Source organism: Streptomyces coelicoflavus, assembly GCF_045041415.1.
Classification (GTDB): Bacteria; Actinomycetota; Actinomycetes; order Streptomycetales; family Streptomycetaceae; genus Streptomyces; species Streptomyces coelicoflavus.
In genome coordinates this window covers 6,347,504-6,364,231 of record NZ_CP108218.1, presented here as the reverse complement: position 1 = coordinate 6,364,231, position 16,728 = coordinate 6,347,504, and the positions used below count along the sequence as shown (strand labels likewise).

Annotated in this window: 22 protein-coding genes; 6 read left to right on the top strand and 16 right to left on the bottom strand. The window is 71.6% G+C overall.

Going from position 1 to position 16,728, the window contains the following annotated elements; translation table 11 throughout:
• Nucleotides 1-22 precede the first annotated feature (22 nt).
• The 3 genes from OHA99_RS28525 to OHA99_RS28515 all read right to left on the bottom strand — a co-directional run bounded on the left by OHA99_RS28525 (nt 23) and on the right by OHA99_RS28515 (nt 1,841).
• The gene (locus OHA99_RS28525; protein ID WP_153180442.1) at nt 23-730 is read right to left on the bottom strand and encodes an antibiotic biosynthesis monooxygenase; all 708 of its coding nucleotides are present in this window, start codon (nt 728-730) and stop codon (nt 23-25) included.
• A gap of 245 nt (nt 731-975) precedes the next feature.
• Entirely contained in the window at nt 976-1,425 is a 450-nt protein-coding gene (locus OHA99_RS28520) for a DUF3618 domain-containing protein (protein WP_153180441.1), read from the bottom strand.
• A complete protein-coding gene (locus tag OHA99_RS28515; RefSeq protein ID WP_153180440.1) occupies nt 1,422-1,841 on the bottom strand; it encodes a phage holin family protein in 420 nt (139 codons plus the stop codon). Before OHA99_RS28515 ends, OHA99_RS28520 begins: the two co-directional genes overlap by 4 nt.
• Nucleotides 1,842-2,001: 160 nt before the next feature.
• Here OHA99_RS28515 and dapA point away from each other — a divergent pair, with 160 nt between their 5' ends.
• Nucleotides 2,002-2,922 carry a 4-hydroxy-tetrahydrodipicolinate synthase gene (gene dapA, locus OHA99_RS28510; protein WP_381502252.1) on the top strand — a complete coding sequence of 307 codons (921 nt, stop codon included), beginning with the start codon at nt 2,002-2,004 and terminating at the stop codon, nt 2,920-2,922.
• On the opposite strand, the gene OHA99_RS28505 is transcribed toward dapA, so the two are convergent.
• Nucleotides 2,907-3,170: a hypothetical protein gene (locus OHA99_RS28505; protein WP_381502249.1), complete on the bottom strand. Its 264-nt coding sequence runs from the start codon at nt 3,168-3,170 to the stop codon at nt 2,907-2,909. The two genes, dapA and OHA99_RS28505, sit on opposite strands and share 16 nt — an antisense overlap.
• Nucleotides 3,171-3,290: 120 nt before the next feature.
• Here OHA99_RS28505 and OHA99_RS28500 point away from each other — a divergent pair, with 120 nt between their 5' ends.
• The gene (locus OHA99_RS28500; RefSeq protein WP_042825930.1) at nt 3,291-3,479 is read left to right on the top strand and encodes a hypothetical protein; all 189 of its coding nucleotides are present in this window, start codon (nt 3,291-3,293) and stop codon (nt 3,477-3,479) included.
• Nucleotides 3,480-3,525: 46 nt separating this feature from the next.
• Here OHA99_RS28500 and dapD read toward each other — a convergent pair whose 3' ends face one another.
• From dapD to OHA99_RS28445, 11 genes are all read right to left on the bottom strand, one after another.
• On the bottom strand, nt 3,526-4,515 hold the full coding sequence (gene dapD / locus OHA99_RS28495; protein WP_381502246.1) for a 2,3,4,5-tetrahydropyridine-2,6-dicarboxylate N-succinyltransferase: 990 nt from the start codon (nt 4,513-4,515) through the stop codon (nt 3,526-3,528).
• A 9-nt stretch (nt 4,516-4,524) separates the two neighbouring features.
• A complete protein-coding gene (locus OHA99_RS28490) occupies nt 4,525-5,118 on the bottom strand; it encodes a TetR/AcrR family transcriptional regulator (RefSeq protein WP_405698307.1) in 594 nt (197 codons plus the stop codon).
• The gene (locus OHA99_RS28485; RefSeq protein WP_007448278.1) at nt 5,118-5,438 is read right to left on the bottom strand and encodes a multidrug efflux SMR transporter; all 321 of its coding nucleotides are present in this window, start codon (nt 5,436-5,438) and stop codon (nt 5,118-5,120) included. The genes OHA99_RS28490 and OHA99_RS28485 overlap by 1 nt, the downstream gene beginning before the upstream one ends.
• A gap of 102 nt (nt 5,439-5,540) precedes the next feature.
• On the bottom strand, nt 5,541-5,873 hold the full coding sequence (locus tag OHA99_RS28480; RefSeq protein ID WP_007448279.1) for a metal-sulfur cluster assembly factor: 333 nt from the start codon (nt 5,871-5,873) through the stop codon (nt 5,541-5,543).
• Nucleotides 5,870-6,340, bottom strand: coding sequence for a Fe-S cluster assembly sulfur transfer protein SufU (gene sufU, locus OHA99_RS28475; RefSeq protein WP_007448280.1), 471 nt, complete (start codon nt 6,338-6,340; stop codon nt 5,870-5,872). The genes OHA99_RS28480 and sufU overlap by 4 nt, the downstream gene beginning before the upstream one ends.
• Before the next feature lie 17 nt (nt 6,341-6,357).
• A complete protein-coding gene (locus OHA99_RS28470; RefSeq protein WP_007448281.1) occupies nt 6,358-7,614 on the bottom strand; it encodes a cysteine desulfurase in 1,257 nt (418 codons plus the stop codon).
• A complete protein-coding gene (sufC, locus tag OHA99_RS28465; RefSeq protein WP_153180421.1) occupies nt 7,611-8,375 on the bottom strand; it encodes a Fe-S cluster assembly ATPase SufC in 765 nt (254 codons plus the stop codon). Before sufC ends, OHA99_RS28470 begins: the two co-directional genes overlap by 4 nt.
• 7 nt (nt 8,376-8,382) lie before the next feature.
• Nucleotides 8,383-8,712: a non-heme iron oxygenase ferredoxin subunit gene (locus tag OHA99_RS28460; RefSeq protein WP_153180420.1), complete on the bottom strand. Its 330-nt coding sequence runs from the start codon at nt 8,710-8,712 to the stop codon at nt 8,383-8,385.
• Entirely contained in the window at nt 8,709-9,893 is a 1,185-nt protein-coding gene (gene sufD / locus OHA99_RS28455; RefSeq protein WP_153180419.1) for a Fe-S cluster assembly protein SufD, read from the bottom strand. Before sufD ends, OHA99_RS28460 begins: the two co-directional genes overlap by 4 nt.
• A 60-nt stretch (nt 9,894-9,953) precedes the next feature.
• Nucleotides 9,954-11,375, bottom strand: a complete 1,422-nt coding sequence (gene sufB, locus OHA99_RS28450) for a Fe-S cluster assembly protein SufB (RefSeq protein ID WP_007448284.1) — start codon at nt 11,373-11,375, stop codon at nt 9,954-9,956.
• Nucleotides 11,372-12,130, bottom strand: coding sequence for a metalloregulator ArsR/SmtB family transcription factor (locus OHA99_RS28445; RefSeq protein WP_054102436.1), 759 nt, complete (start codon nt 12,128-12,130; stop codon nt 11,372-11,374). Before OHA99_RS28445 ends, sufB begins: the two co-directional genes overlap by 4 nt.
• A 171-nt stretch (nt 12,131-12,301) precedes the next feature.
• On the opposite strand from OHA99_RS28445, the gene OHA99_RS28440 reads away from it, so the two are divergent.
• From OHA99_RS28440 to OHA99_RS28425, 4 genes are all read left to right on the top strand, one after another.
• Nucleotides 12,302-13,090: an aminoglycoside N(3)-acetyltransferase gene (locus tag OHA99_RS28440; protein WP_405698306.1), complete on the top strand. Its 789-nt coding sequence runs from the start codon at nt 12,302-12,304 to the stop codon at nt 13,088-13,090.
• Between the two features lie 77 nt (nt 13,091-13,167).
• On the top strand, nt 13,168-14,091 hold the full coding sequence (locus tag OHA99_RS28435; protein WP_405698305.1) for an ATP-binding cassette domain-containing protein: 924 nt from the start codon (nt 13,168-13,170) through the stop codon (nt 14,089-14,091).
• On the top strand, nt 14,088-14,885 hold the full coding sequence (locus tag OHA99_RS28430) for an ABC transporter permease (RefSeq protein ID WP_381502243.1): 798 nt from the start codon (nt 14,088-14,090) through the stop codon (nt 14,883-14,885). The genes OHA99_RS28435 and OHA99_RS28430 overlap by 4 nt, the downstream gene beginning before the upstream one ends.
• A gap of 54 nt (nt 14,886-14,939) precedes the next feature.
• Nucleotides 14,940-15,962 carry a heme A synthase gene (locus tag OHA99_RS28425; RefSeq protein ID WP_381502240.1) on the top strand — a complete coding sequence of 341 codons (1,023 nt, stop codon included), beginning with the start codon at nt 14,940-14,942 and terminating at the stop codon, nt 15,960-15,962.
• On the opposite strand, the gene OHA99_RS28420 is transcribed toward OHA99_RS28425, so the two are convergent.
• On the bottom strand, nt 15,917-16,660 hold the full coding sequence (locus OHA99_RS28420) for a nucleotidyltransferase (protein WP_366473568.1): 744 nt from the start codon (nt 16,658-16,660) through the stop codon (nt 15,917-15,919). The two genes, OHA99_RS28425 and OHA99_RS28420, sit on opposite strands and share 46 nt — an antisense overlap.
• Nucleotides 16,661-16,728: the final 68 nt, after the last annotated feature.

The following is a 16,728-nucleotide window of genomic DNA, read 5'->3' as shown; positions in this document are numbered from 1 at the left end:
CCGGCGCACCCCGGGGGCGGGTTCAGCGGGGCACGAGGCCCAGCGCGTGGTCGTAGCGGCTGACCGTGCTGCTCTTCAGGCCCGGCCAGTTCTGCACCCGCTCCCACTGGGGCGTCGCCGAGCCGACACCGTCGCCGGGCGCGGCGAGGGCGTCGAGGTGGGCCTCGGCGCTCTCCCACTCGGCGTAGTTGAGGACGCGCGTGCCGTCGGTGCCGAGGTGGAAGTGGGCGGAGATGCCCCCGGGGCGCGGGTCCGGCTCGCTCTCCAGTGCCTCGAAGACGGCGTCGACCCAGGCGCGCTGCCGGTCGGGGTCGGGTCCCTCGAACTCGACGTCGACGATCACGACGCAGCCGGGGACGACGGCTGCCGCCCGGTCGTCGCGGGTGGCGCTGCGGTAGCGCCGGTACCGGTTGAGCGCCAGCCGCTCGATGCCGGGCACAGCGGTGTCGATCTCGTCGACGCGCTCCTGCCGGTGCGTCTTGACGAAGGCCTCGTACGCCTGCTCGTTCGCCCACTGGGAGTGGTGCAGCAGGGTGCTGCCGTCGTGCCCGGCGTAGACGTGGTAGCCGCGCAGGTCTTCGGCGGGCCAGGGCCGCCTCTCCCAGGTGCGGGCGATGGCGTCGACGGCCTGCCGCTGCCGTTCGGGGGTGCCCGTCCGCCAGGTGCTGAAGAAGGGCGCCAGGACGTCGGGGCGGTCGAACCGGGGGTGTGCGTCGGTGCGGCGGGTCATGCCGGCCTCCGGTGGTCGTGGGGTCGGTCGTCGCGTGCGCGGTGCGTACGCGCGGTCGGTGCACACGGTCGCCGCACGGTCGATGCACACGGTCTGTGCGCTCGACCGGTGCGCCCGACCGGTGCATGCACCACCCTCCGACCTCGACCAAGGTTGAGGTCAAGCCCCTTCCGGTACCGGCGGGTCACACAGGGCGAGGGGCCCCGTCCGGGGCCCCTCGCCACACGCCGTTCCCGTGAGTGCCCTCAGCAGGGCCCGTGGTGACGGCGCCGAGCGAGGCTCGCCGCGACCACCACGCCGGCCGCCGCCCCGGCGACCAGCACGGCGCGCGGGTGACCGAGCCCCGCGCGCACCGCACCCCGCGCCCGTCCGGGCGGGGTGTGCCGGGCGCGGTCCGTCCTGTCCTGTGCGGCGTGCCCGGTGCGGCCCGCCTTGTCCTGCACGGCGTGCCCGGCGTGCGCGGCGGAGCTGCGCAGTTGCACGCTCATGGCGCCGGCCTTGTCCTTCAGGTCGGCGGCCCGGGCCTTGGCGCGGCCCTTCACGTCGGCCTTGCCCGCCAGTTCCTCCACGGTGTCGCCGAGCTGTCCGCGGGTCTGTTCGATCTGCTGCCGCAGCTCGTCGGGGCCCTTGGCCCCGCCGACCGGCTGCGCGGTGGAGCCGCTCCTCGTGCCGTCCCGGCTCGTCGCGTCGGTCATCGATGTGCCCTTTCCCTGATCTGGTCCACGTCGGCCCTGACGCTGCCGAGGGTCTCCTCGGGCTTGGGTGGCACGGCCCGGCGGAGCTGGGTGCGACCGGCCATGGCCAGTACGCCGGCAATCACGAAGAGCGCCGCCGTGACGATGAGCGCCGCGGCCCAGACGGGCAGTACCAGTGAGAGCGCGGCGGCGGCCGTGCCGGCCAGGGCGAACAGGCCCACGTACGCGATGGCGCCCGCGGCACCGAGCATTCCGCCGCCACGCCCGGCCCGCTTGCCCTTCTCGGCCAGTTCCATCTTGGCGAGGGCCACTTCCTGGCGCACGAGCCGGGAGAGCTGTTCGGTGGCCTGCCCGACGAGTTCGCCCACGGAGTGCTGCTCGTCGCGCACCGGCCTGGTGTGCATGGTTCCGGTCACGGTGTTCCCGCCTCCTCTCGGTTCGGAGCACCCCGGGTACCCCGGCCCGGGCGGCACTACCCGCACCCACCCCGCACCACTCGGCGCTGAAGCATCCCTTACAGGTACCTCGTAGAAGAATTAAGTGGAGCTACATCATCGGTCCGCCGACACTACTCCTATGACGCCAGACGACGACCGCCCCGCTCCCTTCGGCCGCGCCCTGTGCGCCATGGTCACCCCCTTCACCGAGTCCGGCGCGCTCGACCTCGACGGTGCCCGGCGCCTCGCGGACCGGCTGGTCTCGGGCGGCTGCGACGGTCTCGTGCTGTCCGGCACCACGGGCGAGTCGCCGACCACCACGGACGCCGAGAAGGCGGCGCTGGTGACGGCGGTCCGGGAGGCGGTCGGGGGCCGTGCGGCCCTCGTCGCGGGGGTCGGCACCGCGGACACCCGGCACACCGTGGAACTGGCCCTGGCGGCGGAGAAGGCCGGCGCGGACGGACTCCTGGTGGTCGCCCCGTACTACAGCAGGCCCCCGCAGGACGCCCTGGAGGCGCACTTCCGCGAGGTCGCCGACGCGAGCGGCCTCCCGGTGATGCTCTACGACATCCCGGGCCGCACCGGCACCCGCATCGAGCCCGACACCATGGTCCGCCTGGCCGGGCACCCGCGGATCGTCGCCGTCAAGGACTGCTCGTACGACCTCCTCGGCACCCAGAAGGTGCTGTCCCGCACGGACCTGGCGTACTACACGGGCTGCGACGAGCAGGTCCTCGCCCTGTACGCGCTCGGCGCGACGGGGTACGTCAGCACGGTCGCGAACGTCGTGCCGGGCCTGTTCCGGGCCGTCCTCGACGCCTTCGACGCGGGCGACACCGGGCGGGCCGCCCTGCTCCAGCGACGGGCGGTCCCGCTCGTCGAGGCGATGATGGCGTCGGGCCTGCCCGGCACGGTCACCGCGAAGGCCCTCCTCGGCGCGTTGGACCTCCCGGCGGGCCCGGTCCGCGCCCCGCTGCGGTCCGCCGACCGGGAGACCGCGGCCGCCATGCTGGCCGTCTACGCGGAACTGGCCGCCGGCGCCGGTCAGTTCCAGGCGTAGCAGTCGCCGAACAGCAGAGTGTGCTCCAGTACGTCCTCCGCCGGGTCGTCGATCTGCCCGACGTGGACGTTGAGGAGGCCCACGCGGGGGCCGTTGTGCGAGCCGGTCGTCGTCTCGTCGGCGTGCGCGGCACCCGCGGCCCCCAGCGGCAGCCAGCACACCAGCACCGCGGCCCCCGCCCCGGCCAGCAGCCGCGCCACGGCTCCCGCCCGCTCGTCCGTCGTCCCAGGTGTCGTCTCGGGCGTCATCCCAGGTCCCTCGTTTCGTCGGATCGGCGTCTGATCGGACTCTGTGTCCACCCGTTCATCGGCCGGGACCGCCGACAGGTCACGGGCAGTCATCCGTACGTGCGGGTTACGGTGCCCGCGATGAGCAGACGACGCTATGTGGCCCGGGGCGTCCCGGGCGGATACCGCATCTGGGACAGCAAGGGCCGCCGCTGGTGGGGCGACCACTACGAGTTGTGCCCCGACGACCTCCTGACCGAGCTGAACGGCGCGGCCGACCCGTCCCGCGTCACCGCGCTGCTCAAGCGCTACCGCGCCCTGAAACGCTGAACGCCCTCCCCGCGGCGGACGGGGAGGGCGCTCGGCGGACGTGCCGTCAGTTGTGGCTGTGCAGCACCTCGTTCAGGCCGCCCCACACCGCGTTGTTCGGGCGGGCCTCGACCGTGCCGGTGACCGAGTTGCGGCGGAAGAGGATGTGGGAGGCGCCGGAGAGCTCGCGGGCCTTGACGACCTGGCCGTCGGGCATCGTGACGCGGGTGCCCGCGGTGACGTAGAGGCCGGCCTCGACCACGCACTCGTCGCCCAGCGCGATGCCGACGCCCGCCTCGGCGCCGACCAGGCAGCGCTCGCCGATGACGATGCGGACGTTGCCGCCGCCGGAGAGGGTGCCCATGGTGGAGGCGCCGCCGCCGATGTCGGAGCCGTCGCCGACGACGACGCCGGCGGAGATGCGGCCCTCGACCATCGAGGTGCCGAGCGTGCCGGCGTTGAAGTTGACGAAGCCCTCGTGCATGACCGTGGTGCCCTCGGCCAGGTGCGCGCCGAGGCGGACGCGGTCGGCGTCGGCGATGCGCACGCCCTTGGGGGCGACGTAGTCCGTCATGCGCGGGAACTTGTCGACCGAGGTGACCTGGAGGTGCAGGCCCTCCGCGCGGGCGTTGAGGCGGACCTTCTCGATGTCGTCCACGGCGACCGGGCCCAGCGAGGTCCAGGCGACGTTGGCGAGGTGGGCGAAGATGCCGTCCAGGCTCTGGCCGTGCGGCTTGACCAGGCGGTGGGAGAGCAGGTGCAGGCGCAGGTAGACGTCGTGGGTGTCGACCGGCTTCTCGTCCAGCGAGGAGATGACCGTGCGGACCGCGACGACCTCGATGCCGCGGCGGGCGTCCGGACCGACCGCGGCGGTGGCGCCGCCGCCCAGGAGTTCGGCGGCCTGCTCGGCGGTGAGGCGCTCGGTGCCGGAGGGACCGGGCTCGTCGGACAGGGCGGGGGCCGGGAACCAGGTGTCGAGGACGGTGCCGTCGGCGGCGATCGTGGCGAGGCCGGCGGCCACGGCGCCGGTGGTGCGGGGAGCAGTCGTGTCGGTCATGAGGGCAACCTAACCGGCGGTCGCCGGTGGAAGCGAGCCGGGACCGGGGGCGTCTCGGGTGCCGGGCACGGGGAGCAGCCGGGTGAGCACCTCGCGCGCGTACTCCTCGTCGTACGGCGTGTCCGTGAGCAGGACCTGGAGGCAGATGCCGTCGATCACGGCGACCAGGGCGTGGGCCGTGACGGGGTCCGTGCGGGCGGCGAGCAGGGCGCCCACGCCCTCGGCCCACTCGGCGGCGACCGGGCGCAGGGCGGGGCGGCGCAGGGCGGCGAGGTACAGCTCGTACTCCAGCTCCACGCCAGTGCGGTCGCCGCCGAGCCACTCGCCGAGGACGCGGGCCAGTTCGGCGGGCAGGTCGGCCTCGGGGTCGGACAGCGCGGGGTGGGCGGCGACGACGTTGGCGAAGCCCTCGTTGGCCTGGCGCAGGGCGGCGACCATGAGGTCGTCCAGGGTCGCGAAGTGGTACGTCGTGGAGCCGAGCGGGACGTCGGCCTCGGCGGCGACGGTGCGGTGGCTGAGGCCGGCGATGCCCTTCTGCCCGACGACGCGGATCGCGGCGTCGATGAGGCGCTGGCGGCGCTCGGGGTCGTGGCGGCGGGCCATCAGTGCGCCCCGCCCAGATTGAGGACGACGACGCCGACGATGATCAGCGCGATACCGGCGGCCTTGGTGAGGGTCATCCCCTCGCCCATGAAGGCCACGCCGATGGTGGCGATGGCGGCCGTGCCCACCCCGGCCCAGATGGCGTACGCCGTGCCCATGGCGAGGACCTTCAGGGTCTGGGCGAGGAGTGCGAAGGAGAGCACGTAGGCGAGGGCCGTCAGGAGCGACGGCACCAGCCTGCTGAAGCCCTCGCTGTACTTCATGGCGGTGGTGCCGGCGACCTCGGCGGCGATGGCTCCGGCCAGGAGCAGATATCCCATGTGTACGAGCGTACATAACGAGGGGCGCGGGCGGGCGCGAAGACGAGGAACGGCGGCACCCGGAGGTGCCGCCGTTCCCGGAATCATCGGTGCCGGTGTGTCTCAGACGTTGAACCCCAGCGCGCGCAGCTGCTCGCGGCCGTCGTCGGTGATCTTGTCCGGGCCCCACGGCGGCATCCAGACCCAGTTGATGCGCAGCTCGTTGACGAGGCCGTCCGTGGCGGACTTGGCCTGGTCCTCGATCACGTCGGTCAGCGGACAGGCCGCCGACGTCAGGGTCATGTCGATGGTCGCGATGTTCGCGTCGTCGATGTGGACGCCATAGATCAGGCCCAAATTGACGACGTCGATGCCCAGCTCGGGGTCCACGACGTCCAGCAGGGCCTCACGGACCTCCTCCTCGGAGGCCGGCTTCATTTCCACGGTCTCGCTCATGCCGTCGTCTCCTTCTCGGCGTCGGCGCCGTCCAGTGCCTGGGCCGTCGCGTCCTTCCAGGCCATCCAGCTCAGCAGGGCGCACTTGACCCGGGCCGGGTACTTCGAGACCCCGGCGAACGCGACCGCGTCCTCCAGGACCTCCTCCATCGCGTCGTCGGGCTCGATCCTGCCCTTGGACTGCATCAGCTCCAGGAAGGTCTCCTGGATCCGCTGCGCCTGGGCGAGGTCCTTGCCGACCAGCAGGTCGTTCAGCACGGAGGCGCTCGCCTGGCTGATGGAGCAGCCCTGGCCCTCGTAACTGACGTCGCTGACCGTGGTGCCGTCGTACTTCACGCGGAGCGTGATCTCGTCCCCGCAGGTGGGGTTGACGTGGTGGACCTCGGCGTCGCCATCCCGCAAGCCCCGCCCGTGCGGGTTCTTGTAGTGGTCCAGGATGACTTCCTGGTACATGGAGTCCAGCTTCATGCTCTTCGCTCGTCCCGTCAGCCGAAGAAGTTCCGTACGTGCTCCAGGCCGTCGACCAGCGCGTCGATCTCGGCCGGCGTGGAGTACAGATAGAACGACGCTCGCGTGGTCGCAGGAATTCCGTAACGCAGGCAGACGGGGCGGGCGCAGTGGTGGCCGACCCGGACCGCGATGCCCTGCTCGTCGAGGACCTGGCCCACGTCGTGGGGGTGGATGTCCCCCAGCGTGAAGGAGATCGCCGCGCCGCGCTCCTCGGCCGTGGTGGGGCCGATGATGCGCAGGTCCGGGACCTCCAGCAGGCGCTTGACGGCGTACTCGGTCAGCGCGTGCTCGTGGGCGAGGATCTTGTCCATCCCGATCGAGTTCAGGTAGTCGATCGCCGCGCCCAGGCCGACCGCGCCCGCGATGGGGGGCGTGCCCGCCTCGAACTTGTGCGGGGCCGGGGCGTAGGTGGAGGAGTGCATCGAGACGGTCTCGATCATCTCGCCGCCGCCGAGGAACGGCGGGAGGTCCTCGAGCAGCTCCTGGCGGCCCCACAGCACGCCGATGCCGGTCGGGCCGCACATCTTGTGGCCGGTGAAGGCCACGAAGTCGGCCTGGAGGGCCTGTACGTCCAGCGGCATGTGCGGCGCGGCCTGGGAGGCGTCGATGCACACGAGCGCGCCGACCTCCTGGGCGCGGCGCACGATCGCCTCGACCGGGTTCTGGGTGCCCAGGATGTTGGAGACCAGCACGAAGGAGACGATCTTCGTCTTCTCGGTGATGACCTCGTCGATGTTGGACAGGTCCAGGCGGCCGTCGTCCGTGAGACCGAACCAGCGGAGCTTCGCGCCGGTGCGCTGCGAGAGCAGCTGCCACGGCACGATGTTGGAGTGGTGCTCCATCTCCGTGATGACGATCTCGGTCTCGTGGTCCACGCGGTAGGGGTCGTCGGCCCAGCCCAGCATGTTCGCGACCAGGTTGAGGGACTCCGAGGCGTTCTTGGTGAAGATCACCTCGTCGCGCGAGGGCGCGTTGACGAACTCCGCGACCTTGTCACGCGCGCCCTCGTACAGCGCCGTGGCCTCCTCGGCGAGGACGTGCACGCCGCGGTGGACGTTGGCGTTGTAGCGCTCGTAGTACTCGCTGAGCGCGTCCAGCACCTGTCGCGGCTTCTGGCTGGTCGCCGCGTTGTCCAGGTACACGAGCTTGTGCCCGTCGTGGACCTGGCGGTCCAGGATGGGGAAGTCCTTGCGGATCGCCTCGGTGTCGAGGAGGCCCGGCAGCTGTGTCACTCGGATGCGCCGCCCTTCGTGTATGCCTCGTAGCCCTCGGCCTCCAGCTTGTCGGCCAGCTCGGCGCCGCCCGACTCTGCGATGCGGCCGTTGGCGAAGACGTGGACGTAGTCGGGCTTGATGTAGCGCAGGATGCGCGTGTAGTGCGTGATCAGCAGGGTGCCGACCTCACCGGACTCGCGGACGCGGTTGACGCCCTCGGAGACGACGCGCAGGGCGTCGACGTCCAGGCCGGAGTCGGTCTCGTCGAGGATCGCCATCTTCGGCTTGAGCAGCTCGAGCTGGAGGATCTCGTGGCGCTTCTTCTCACCGCCGGAGAAGCCCTCGTTGACGTTGCGCTCGGCGAAGGCGGGGTCCATGTTGAGGCGCTCCATGGCCTCCTTGACCTCCTTCACCCAGGTGCGCAGCTTGGGGGCCTCGCCGCGGACGGCGGTGGCGGAGGTGCGCAGGAAGTTGGAGACGGAGACGCCGGGGACCTCGACCGGGTACTGCATGGCGAGGAAGAGGCCGGCGCGGGCGCGCTCGTCGACGGACATCTCCAGGACGTCCTCGCCATCGAGGGTGACGGTGCCGCCGGTGATCGTGTACTTGGGGTGACCCGCGAGGGAGTAGGCGAGGGTCGACTTGCCGGAGCCGTTCGGGCCCATGATGGCGTGCGTCTCGCCCTGCTTCACGGTGAGGTCGACGCCCTTGAGGATCTCCTTCGTGGCGTTGTCGGCCTCGACGGTGACGTGCAGGTCTCGGATTTCAAGCGTTGCCATGGGTGCCTCAGGACTCCTGGGTGAGGGAGGCGCGTACGTCAACGAGGACGCTGCCCCCTTCGATCTTTACGGGGTAAACGGGGACGGGGCGCGTCGCCGGAAGACTGTCGGGCTTGCCGGAGCGGAGGTCGAAGCGCGAGCCGTGCAGCCAGCACTCGATGTGGCAGTCGTCGACCTCGCCCTCGGCCAGCGAGACGTTCGCGTGCGAGCAGATGTCGTGGATGGCGAAGAGCTCGCCCTCGGTCCGCACGACGGAGATCGGCGTGCCGTCGAGTTCCACCCGCTTGGGGGTGTCCTCCTCCAGCTCGTCCGCTCCACAGACGCGTACGAAGGTCATGCGACCGACGCCTCCAGCTCTTCCGCGATCTTGACGAGGAGGCGCTCCTCGATGTCCGCCACGCCGATCTGCTGGACCAGCTCCGCGAAGAAGCCGTGGACCACCAGGCGGCGGGCGTCCAGCTCGGGGATGCCGCGCGCCATCAGGTAGAAGAGCTGCTCGTCGTCGAAGCGGCCGGTGGCGGAGGCGTGACCGGCGCCGACGATCTCGCCGGTCTCGATCTCCAGGTTCGGCACCGAGTCGACCCGCGCGCCGTCGGTGAGGACGAGGTTGCGGTTCATCTCGTAGGTGTCGGTGCCCTCGGCCGCGGCCTCGATGAGCACGTCGCCGATCCACACCGCGTGCGCGTCGTCGCCCTGGAGCGCGCCCTTGTAGACGACGTTGGACTTGCAGTGCGGGACGTTGTGGTCGACCAGGAGGCGGTGCTCCTGGTGCTGGCCGGCGTCGGTGAAGTACAGGCCGAACAGCTCGGCCTCGCCGCCGGGGCCCGCGTAGGCCACGCGGGGGTGCAGCCGGACCAGGTCGCCGCCGAAGGTGACGACGAAGGACTTGAAGGTGGCGTCGCGGCCGATCAGCGCGTTGTGCTGGCCGACGTGGACGGCCTTGTCGTCCCAGTCCTGCACGGAGACGACGGTCAGCTTGGCGCCGTCGCCCAGGACGTAGTCGACGTTGGCGGCGAGCACCGCGTCGCCGGTGTGGTCGATGACGACGACCGCCTCGGCGAAGGCGCCCAGCTCGATCACCTGGTGGCCGAAGCGGGTGCCGCCCTCGCCGTGCACGGTGATGCGGATCGGCTCGGTGAGGACCGTCTCCTTGGGGACGGTGATCACACCGGCCTTCTCGAACGCCGAGTAGGCCTGCGCGGCGACCCGGTCCACGGGGGTGCCGGCCCTGCCGATGCGCGCGTCGTCGCGGCCGACGGTCTCGACGAGGACGCCCTCGGGCGCGTCGACGTCGACCTTCACGCCGTCACCGGTGGCGACGGCGGTGCCGTCGTGCAGCCCGCGCAGCCGCTCCAGCGGGGTGAACCGCCACTCCTCCTCGCGGCCGTGGGGGACGGGGAAGTCCGCCACGTCGAAGGACGCGGGCGCGCTCATGCGCGTGGCGACGGTCGACTCGGCGGCCACCGCGATCTGGCCCGCGGTGGTGGACCCCACGGGGATGTTCTGAGCCTCAGCCATGGCTGTCGGTCTGCTCTCTTCCTACGTTCCTGGATCTGGTGACTGCGGTGGGGGCCGGGGTCAGCCGACCGCGCCCTCCATCTGCAGCTCGATCAGCCGGTTGAGTTCGAGGGCGTACTCCATGGGCAGCTCCTTGGCGATCGGCTCGACGAAGCCGCGCACGATCATCGCCATCGCCTCGAACTCGCTCAGACCGCGGCTCATCAGGTAGAAGAGCTGGTCCTCGGAGACCTTGGAGACGGTCGCCTCGTGGCCCATGGACACGTCGTCCTCGCGGACGTCCACGTAGGGGTACGTGTCGGAGCGGGAGATGGTGTCGACGAGCAGCGCGTCGCACAGCACGTTCGACTTGGAGCCGTGGGCGCCCTCGCCGATCTCGACGAGACCGCGGTAGGAGGTGCGGCCGCCGCCGCGCGCCACGGACTTCGAGACGATGTTGGAGGAGGTGTTCGGCGCCATGTGGACCATCTTGGAGCCGGCGTCCTGGTGCTGGCCCTCGCCCGCGAAGGCGATGGACAGGGTCTCGCCCTTGGCGTGCTCGCCCATCAGGTAGACGGCCGGGTACTTCATCGTCACCTTGGAGCCGATGTTGCCGTCGATCCACTCCATGGTCGCGCCCTCGTACGCCACGGCGCGCTTGGTGACCAGGTTGTAGACGTTGTTCGACCAGTTCTGGATGGTCGTGTAGCGGCAGCGGGCGTTCTTCTTGACGATGATCTCGACGACCGCGGAGTGCAGCGAGTCCGACTGGTAGATCGGCGCGGTGCAGCCCTCGACGTAGTGCACGTAGGCACCCTCGTCGACGATGATCAGGGTCCGCTCGAACTGGCCCATGTTCTCCGTGTTGATACGGAAGTAGGCCTGGAGCGGGATCTCGACGTGCACGCCCTTCGGCACGTAGATGAAGGAGCCGCCGGACCACACGGCGCTGTTCAGCGAGGCGAACTTGTTGTCACCGACGGGGATGACGGTGCCGAAGTACTCCTTGAAGAGCTCCGGGTGCTCCTTCAGGGCCGTGTCGGTGTCGAGGAAGATGACGCCCTGCTCCTCCAGGTCCTCGCGGATCTGGTGGTAGACGACCTCGGACTCGTACTGGGCCGCGACACCGGCGACGAGGCGCTGCTTCTCCGCCTCGGGGATGCCGAGCTTGTCGTACGTGTTCTTGATGTCCTCGGGCAGGTCCTCCCAGGACGCCGCCTGCTTCTCCGTGGAGCGCACGAAGTACTTGATGTTGTCGAAGTCGATCCCCGACAGGTCCGAGCCCCAGTTCGGCATGGGCTTCTTCTCGAAGAGGCGCAGGCCCTTGAGACGGAGCTTGGTCATCCATTCCGGCTCGTTCTTCTTCGCGGAGATGTCGCGGACGACGTCCTCGTTGATGCCGCGCTTGGCAGAGGCGCCGGCCGTGTCGGAGTCGGCCCAGCCGTACTCGTACTTGCCCAGGCCCTCGAGCTCGGGGTGAGCAGTCTCCGTGGGGAGAGTCATGCGGGGTTCCTCCCGGCCGTGCTTGCAGATGCGTTAGCGGTGTTCTCGGGCGCGCGCGCCGGGGGTGGCGCGTGCGAAGTCTTCGGAATGAACGTGGTGCAGACGCCGTCGCCGTGCGCGATGGTCGCGAGCCGCTGTACATGCGTACCGAGCAGCTCGGCGAAAAATTCCGTCTCCGCCTCGCACAGCTGCGGAAACTGCTCCGCGACGTGGGCGACGGGGCAGTGGTGCTGGCACAGCTGCTCGCCCTGCTGGGGGTGGGGCGCGCTCCGCGCGGTAGCAGCGTACCCGTCCCTGCTCAGGGCCTTGGCCAGCGCTTCGGCGCGCTGCTCGGCGGGGACGGACTCCACGGCCTTGCGGTACGCGCCCGACTGGGCGGCGATGCGGGCGCGGGCGAAGGCGGCGATCGCCTGCTCCCCGCCCTCCCGCTCGGCGATCCAGCGCAGGGCGTCGGCGGCCAGCTTGTCGTACGACTGGTCGAAGGCGTCCCGGCCGCAGTCGGTGAGCGCGAAGACCTTGGCGGGCCTCCCGCGCGTGCGCGCGCCGTAGACCCGCTGCTCGCGGGCCTCGACCACGTCGTCGGCGACCAGGGCGTCGAGGTGGCGCCGGACGGCGGCCTGGGTCAGGCCCAGGCGTCCGGCGAGCTCGGCGACGGTCGAGGGCCCGTGGTCCAGGATGGAGCGCGCGACCCGGTTGCGGGTGGACCGCTCACCGGTCGCGAGTTCCTCCTGCGGAGCCTCACCGACGTTTTTCACAACGCCATTGTTGCGTAATTCATCCGGGGCGGGCAAGCCGGGTCCGGATCATCGGACGGTGCCCTGCGTCACTTAGGCATACCTAAGGTGACCTGCGGAAACGATCTTTGATCGATCAGACGCCGGGCAATCCGCTGGCGTCCGCGACCGGCTTCCGGAACACTCCCCCGCATGCCCACGCCCCCTCCGACCGGCCCGCTCGTCACCCGCGGCACGCTCGCCGCCGGGCTGCGCGAACTGGGGGTGCGCAGCGGCGACACCCTCCTCGCGCACACCTCCCTCAGCTCGCTCGGCTGGGTCTGCGGCGGCCCCGTCGCGGTCGTCCGGGCGCTGCTCGACGTCCTCGGCCCGGACGGCACCCTGGTGGTCCCGACGCAGACCGGCGACCTCTCCGACCCGGCCCTGTGGACCAGCCCGCCGGTGCCCGAGGCGTGGTGGGAGAGCATCCGCGCGGCGACACCCCCCTACGACCCGCTGATCACGCCCTCGCGCGGCGTCGGCGTGGTCCCGGAGACCGTTCGCACCTGGCCCGGCGCCCGGCGCAGTGCCCATCCGCAGACCTCCTTCGCGGCCCTGGGGGCCCGCGCCGCCGAGGTGGTCGCCGGCCACGCGACCGACTGCCGGCTGGGCGAACGGAGCCCGCTGGCCGTGCTGGAGCGGCTGGACGCCCGGGTCCTGCTGCTCGGCGCGGGCTACGACGCGTGCACCGCCTTCCACCTCGCCGAGTACCGGATCCCCGGGCCGATGGTGGAGGTGGGGCGCCCGGGGCCGGTGGGCTGGGAGCGGGTGAGGGAGGTGTCGATCACCTCCGAGCGCTTCGACGAACTCGGCCACGACTTCGAACGGGACCGCCCCGTGGTGCGCGGCAGGGTCGGCTCGGCCGACGTACGCCTGTTCCCGTTGCCGGACGCGGTCGCCTACGCCGAGCGGTGGCTGCCCCTGCACCGCCCGCGCGAGTGAGCCCCGTCCACGGTGCGAGAAGGGTTTTCCACACCCCCGCGCCCGGCCGGTCGTCCGTCTCCCTAGACTCGTGACCCATGCGAAGCGAGCCCGTGGTCCAGGTCCAGGCCCTGGTGAAGCGGTACGGCACGAAGACCGCGGTGAACGGCCTCGACCTGGTGGCCCGTACGGGCGTGACCGCCGTGCTCGGTCCCAACGGGGCGGGCAAGACGACCACGATCGAGACCTGTGAGGGATACCGCAGGCCGGACTCCGGGACGGTGCGCGTCCTGGGCCTGGACCCGGTGGGACAGGGCGCCGACCTGCGCCCGCGGATCGGCGTGATGCTCCAGTCCGGCGGCGTCTACTCCGGCGCCCGCGCCGACGAGATGCTGCGCCACGTGGCGAAGCTGCACGCTCACCCGCTGGACGTCGACGCGCTGATCGAGCGGCTCGGCCTCGGCTCGTGCGGCCGCACCACGTACCGCAGGCTGTCGGGCGGGCAGCAGCAGCGGCTGGCCCTCGCGATGGCCGTGGTGGGCCGCCCGGAGCTGGTGTTCCTGGACGAGCCGACCGCCGGCCTGGACCCGCAGGCCCGCCGCGCCACCTGGGACCTCGTACGGGACCTGCGCGGCGACGGGGTCTCGGTGATCCTCACCACGCACCACATGGACGAGGCCGAGCAGCTGGCCGACGACGTCGCCATCGTCGACGTCGGCCGGGTCGTCGCCCAGGGCTCCCCCGAGGAGCTGTGCCGCGGCGGCGCCGAGAACACGCTGCGGTTCACCGGCCGACCGGGACTGGACGTCGCGTCCCTGCTCAAGGCCCTGCCCCCGGACTCCTCGGCCGCCGAGCTGACCCCGGGCTCCTACCGGGTGAACGGCGAGGTCGACCCCCAGCTGCTGGCGACGGTGACCTCCTGGTGCGCCCAGCACGGGGTGATGCCGGACCGCATCTCGGTGGAGCGGCACACGCTGGAGGACGTCTTCTTGGAGCTGACGGGCAGGGAGCTGCGCGCATGACCACGACCTCGACCACGGGCGGCACCGGCGCCACCGGTACGTACGCCCCCAGGCCCGGCGCCGCGCCGCTCGGGCGCATGATCGCGGCGCAGGCCGTGCTCGAGACCAAGATGCTGCTGCGCAACGGCGAGCAGCTGCTGCTGACGGTGATCATCCCGACGCTGCTGCTCGTCCTGTTCAGCTCCGTGGACATCATCGACACGGGAGCCGGTGAGGCGGTCGACTTCCTCACCCCCGGCGTCCTCGCGCTCGCCGTGATGTCGACGGCGTTCACGGGCCAGGCCATCGCCACCGGCTTCGAGCGCCGGTACGGGGTGCTGAAGCGGCTGGCCGCCTCCCCGCTGCCGCGCTGGGCCCTGATGACCGCGAAGACGGCGTCGGTCCTGGTCACCGAGGTGCTCCAGATCGCGCTGCTGACCGTGATCGCCTTCGCGCTGGGCTGGTCGCCGCACGGCAACCCGGCCGCCGTCCTGCTGCTCCTGGTCCTCGGCACCGCCGCCTTCTCCGGGCTCGGGCTGCTGATGGCGGGCACGCTGAAGGCGGAGGCCACGCTCGCCGCCGCCAACCTGGTCTTCCTGCTGCTCCTCGTGGGCGGCGGGGTGATCGTGCCGCTGGACAGGTTCCCGGACGCGGCGCAGAGCGTGCTGGGGCTGCTGCCCATCTCCGCCCTGTCGGACGGACTCCGCGACGTCCTCCAGCACGGCGCCGCGATGCCCTGGGGCGACCTGGGCATCCTCGCCGTGTGGGCGGTCGTGGGGCTCGCGGCCGCGGGGAAGTTCTTCCGCTGGGAGTAGGAACACATGCCGCGGACCGACCCTCGTGAAAGCGTGCACAAGCGGGCGCCTACGATGGACGGCGTGCCAAACGTGACCCGCGCCGACGCCGCAGCCGCCGTGCGCAATCCGCTCGCCTTCATCGCCGCGCGCTGGACCCCGCATCCCCGGACGGTCCAGCGGGCGGCCCTCGCGCCCCTCGTGATGTCCGTGATCATCGTCGTCACCGGCGGCGCCGTCCGGCTCACGGGCTCCGGTCTCGGCTGCCCGACCTGGCCGAAGTGCACCGACGACTCGCTCACCACCACGAGCGAGATGGGCTTCCACGGCGTCATCGAGTTCGGCAACCGCATGCTGACCTACGTGCTGTGCGCCGCGGTCGGCTGGGCGATCATCGCCGCCCGCTCGCAGAAGCCGTACCGGCGCAGCCTCACCCTGCTCGGGTGGGCGCAGTTCTGGATCGTGATGAGCAACGCCGTGCTCGGCGGCATCGTCGTGCTCGTCGGTCTCAACCCGTACACGGTCGCGGCCCACTTCGTGGCGACGACGGCGCTGCTGACGGTGGCCACGGTGATGTGGCAGCGCACCCGGGAGGGCGACGGGGCACCGCGCCCGCTGGTCGGCGGGTCCGTGCAGCAGCTGGTGTGGGTGATGGTCGTCGTCTCCGCGCTGCTGATCACGGTCGGCACCGTCGTGACCGGCGCCGGACCACACGCGGGCGACTCCAGCGACGTGCCGCGCATGCCGGTCGACTGGGAGATGATCAGCAAGGCGCACGCCGTCCTGGCGTGGATCGTGGTGACGCTGACGTTCGCCCTGTGGTTCGTGCTGAAGGCGGTCGACGCGCCCAAGGGCCCGCTGGCCCGCACCCGCGACCTGTTCCTGGTGCTGCTCGCCCAGGGGGTCATCGGGTACGTCCAGTACTTCACCGACCTGCCCGAGGTGCTGGTCGGGCTGCACATGCTGGGCTCGTGCCTGGTGTGGATCGCGGTGCTGCGGGTGCTGCTGGCGCTGCGCGAGCGGCCCGAGGAGCCGGTGCCCGGCCTGCCCGCTCAGGAGTACGACGCCACCAGCGTGTCGATGGCCGGTCCCAGGTAGCTCCGGGTCAGCTCGGCGCGGCGGGCGGTCCAGTCCGCAGTGGCCGGGGGGCGCGCGCCGTTCCCGTACCGCCGCTCGGCGACGTCCTCCACGACCTCGGCGGGCGCCCCCAGGGCGGGCAGCTCGGCCAGGGCCTCCCGCTTGGTGATCAGGCGGCCCTCCCGCAGCGTGACGGTGGCGCGGGCGAAGGTGATCAGGCCCAGGTCGACCCAGACGTCCTGCCGCCACAGCTCCGCCCTGCGCACGTTCGGCCGCCAGAACTCGCGCTGGTCGCGGACGACGAAGGAGTCCAGTTCCGGGTCCGGCACCGGCGGCAGCAGGTGGTCCGGCGCCGCGCCGTGCAGGACACGGCCGAAGCTGTGCAGTTCACGCCGGGTGACGGGGGTGACCGACCGCTTGAACAGCTGTTCGTGGGCCCAGGTCAGGTGCCGCCGGGCCGGGTCGGCGACCGTGTCCGGCGACAGGTACGTGCAGTGCAGCAGTCCGGCCAGGGGTTCCTCGCGCAGCCGGGCGTGGAGCAGCCCGAGGCGCCAGGCCGTGCGGGCGGTGGCCGGCCGGGGCAGGACCGCGATCAGGTCGAGGTCGCTGCGGCCCTCCTGGTAGTCCCCCGCGCCCAGTGAGCCGTGCGCCCAGACGGCGACGGGGTCGAGGGGCAGCAGTCCGGCGAGGAAGCGGTCGAGCAAGGCGTCGGTCGGCATGCGCCCAGTCTCGCCGACCCACTCCGGTCCGTACACCCGTTGCTCCGGTCCGTACACCCGTCACTCCA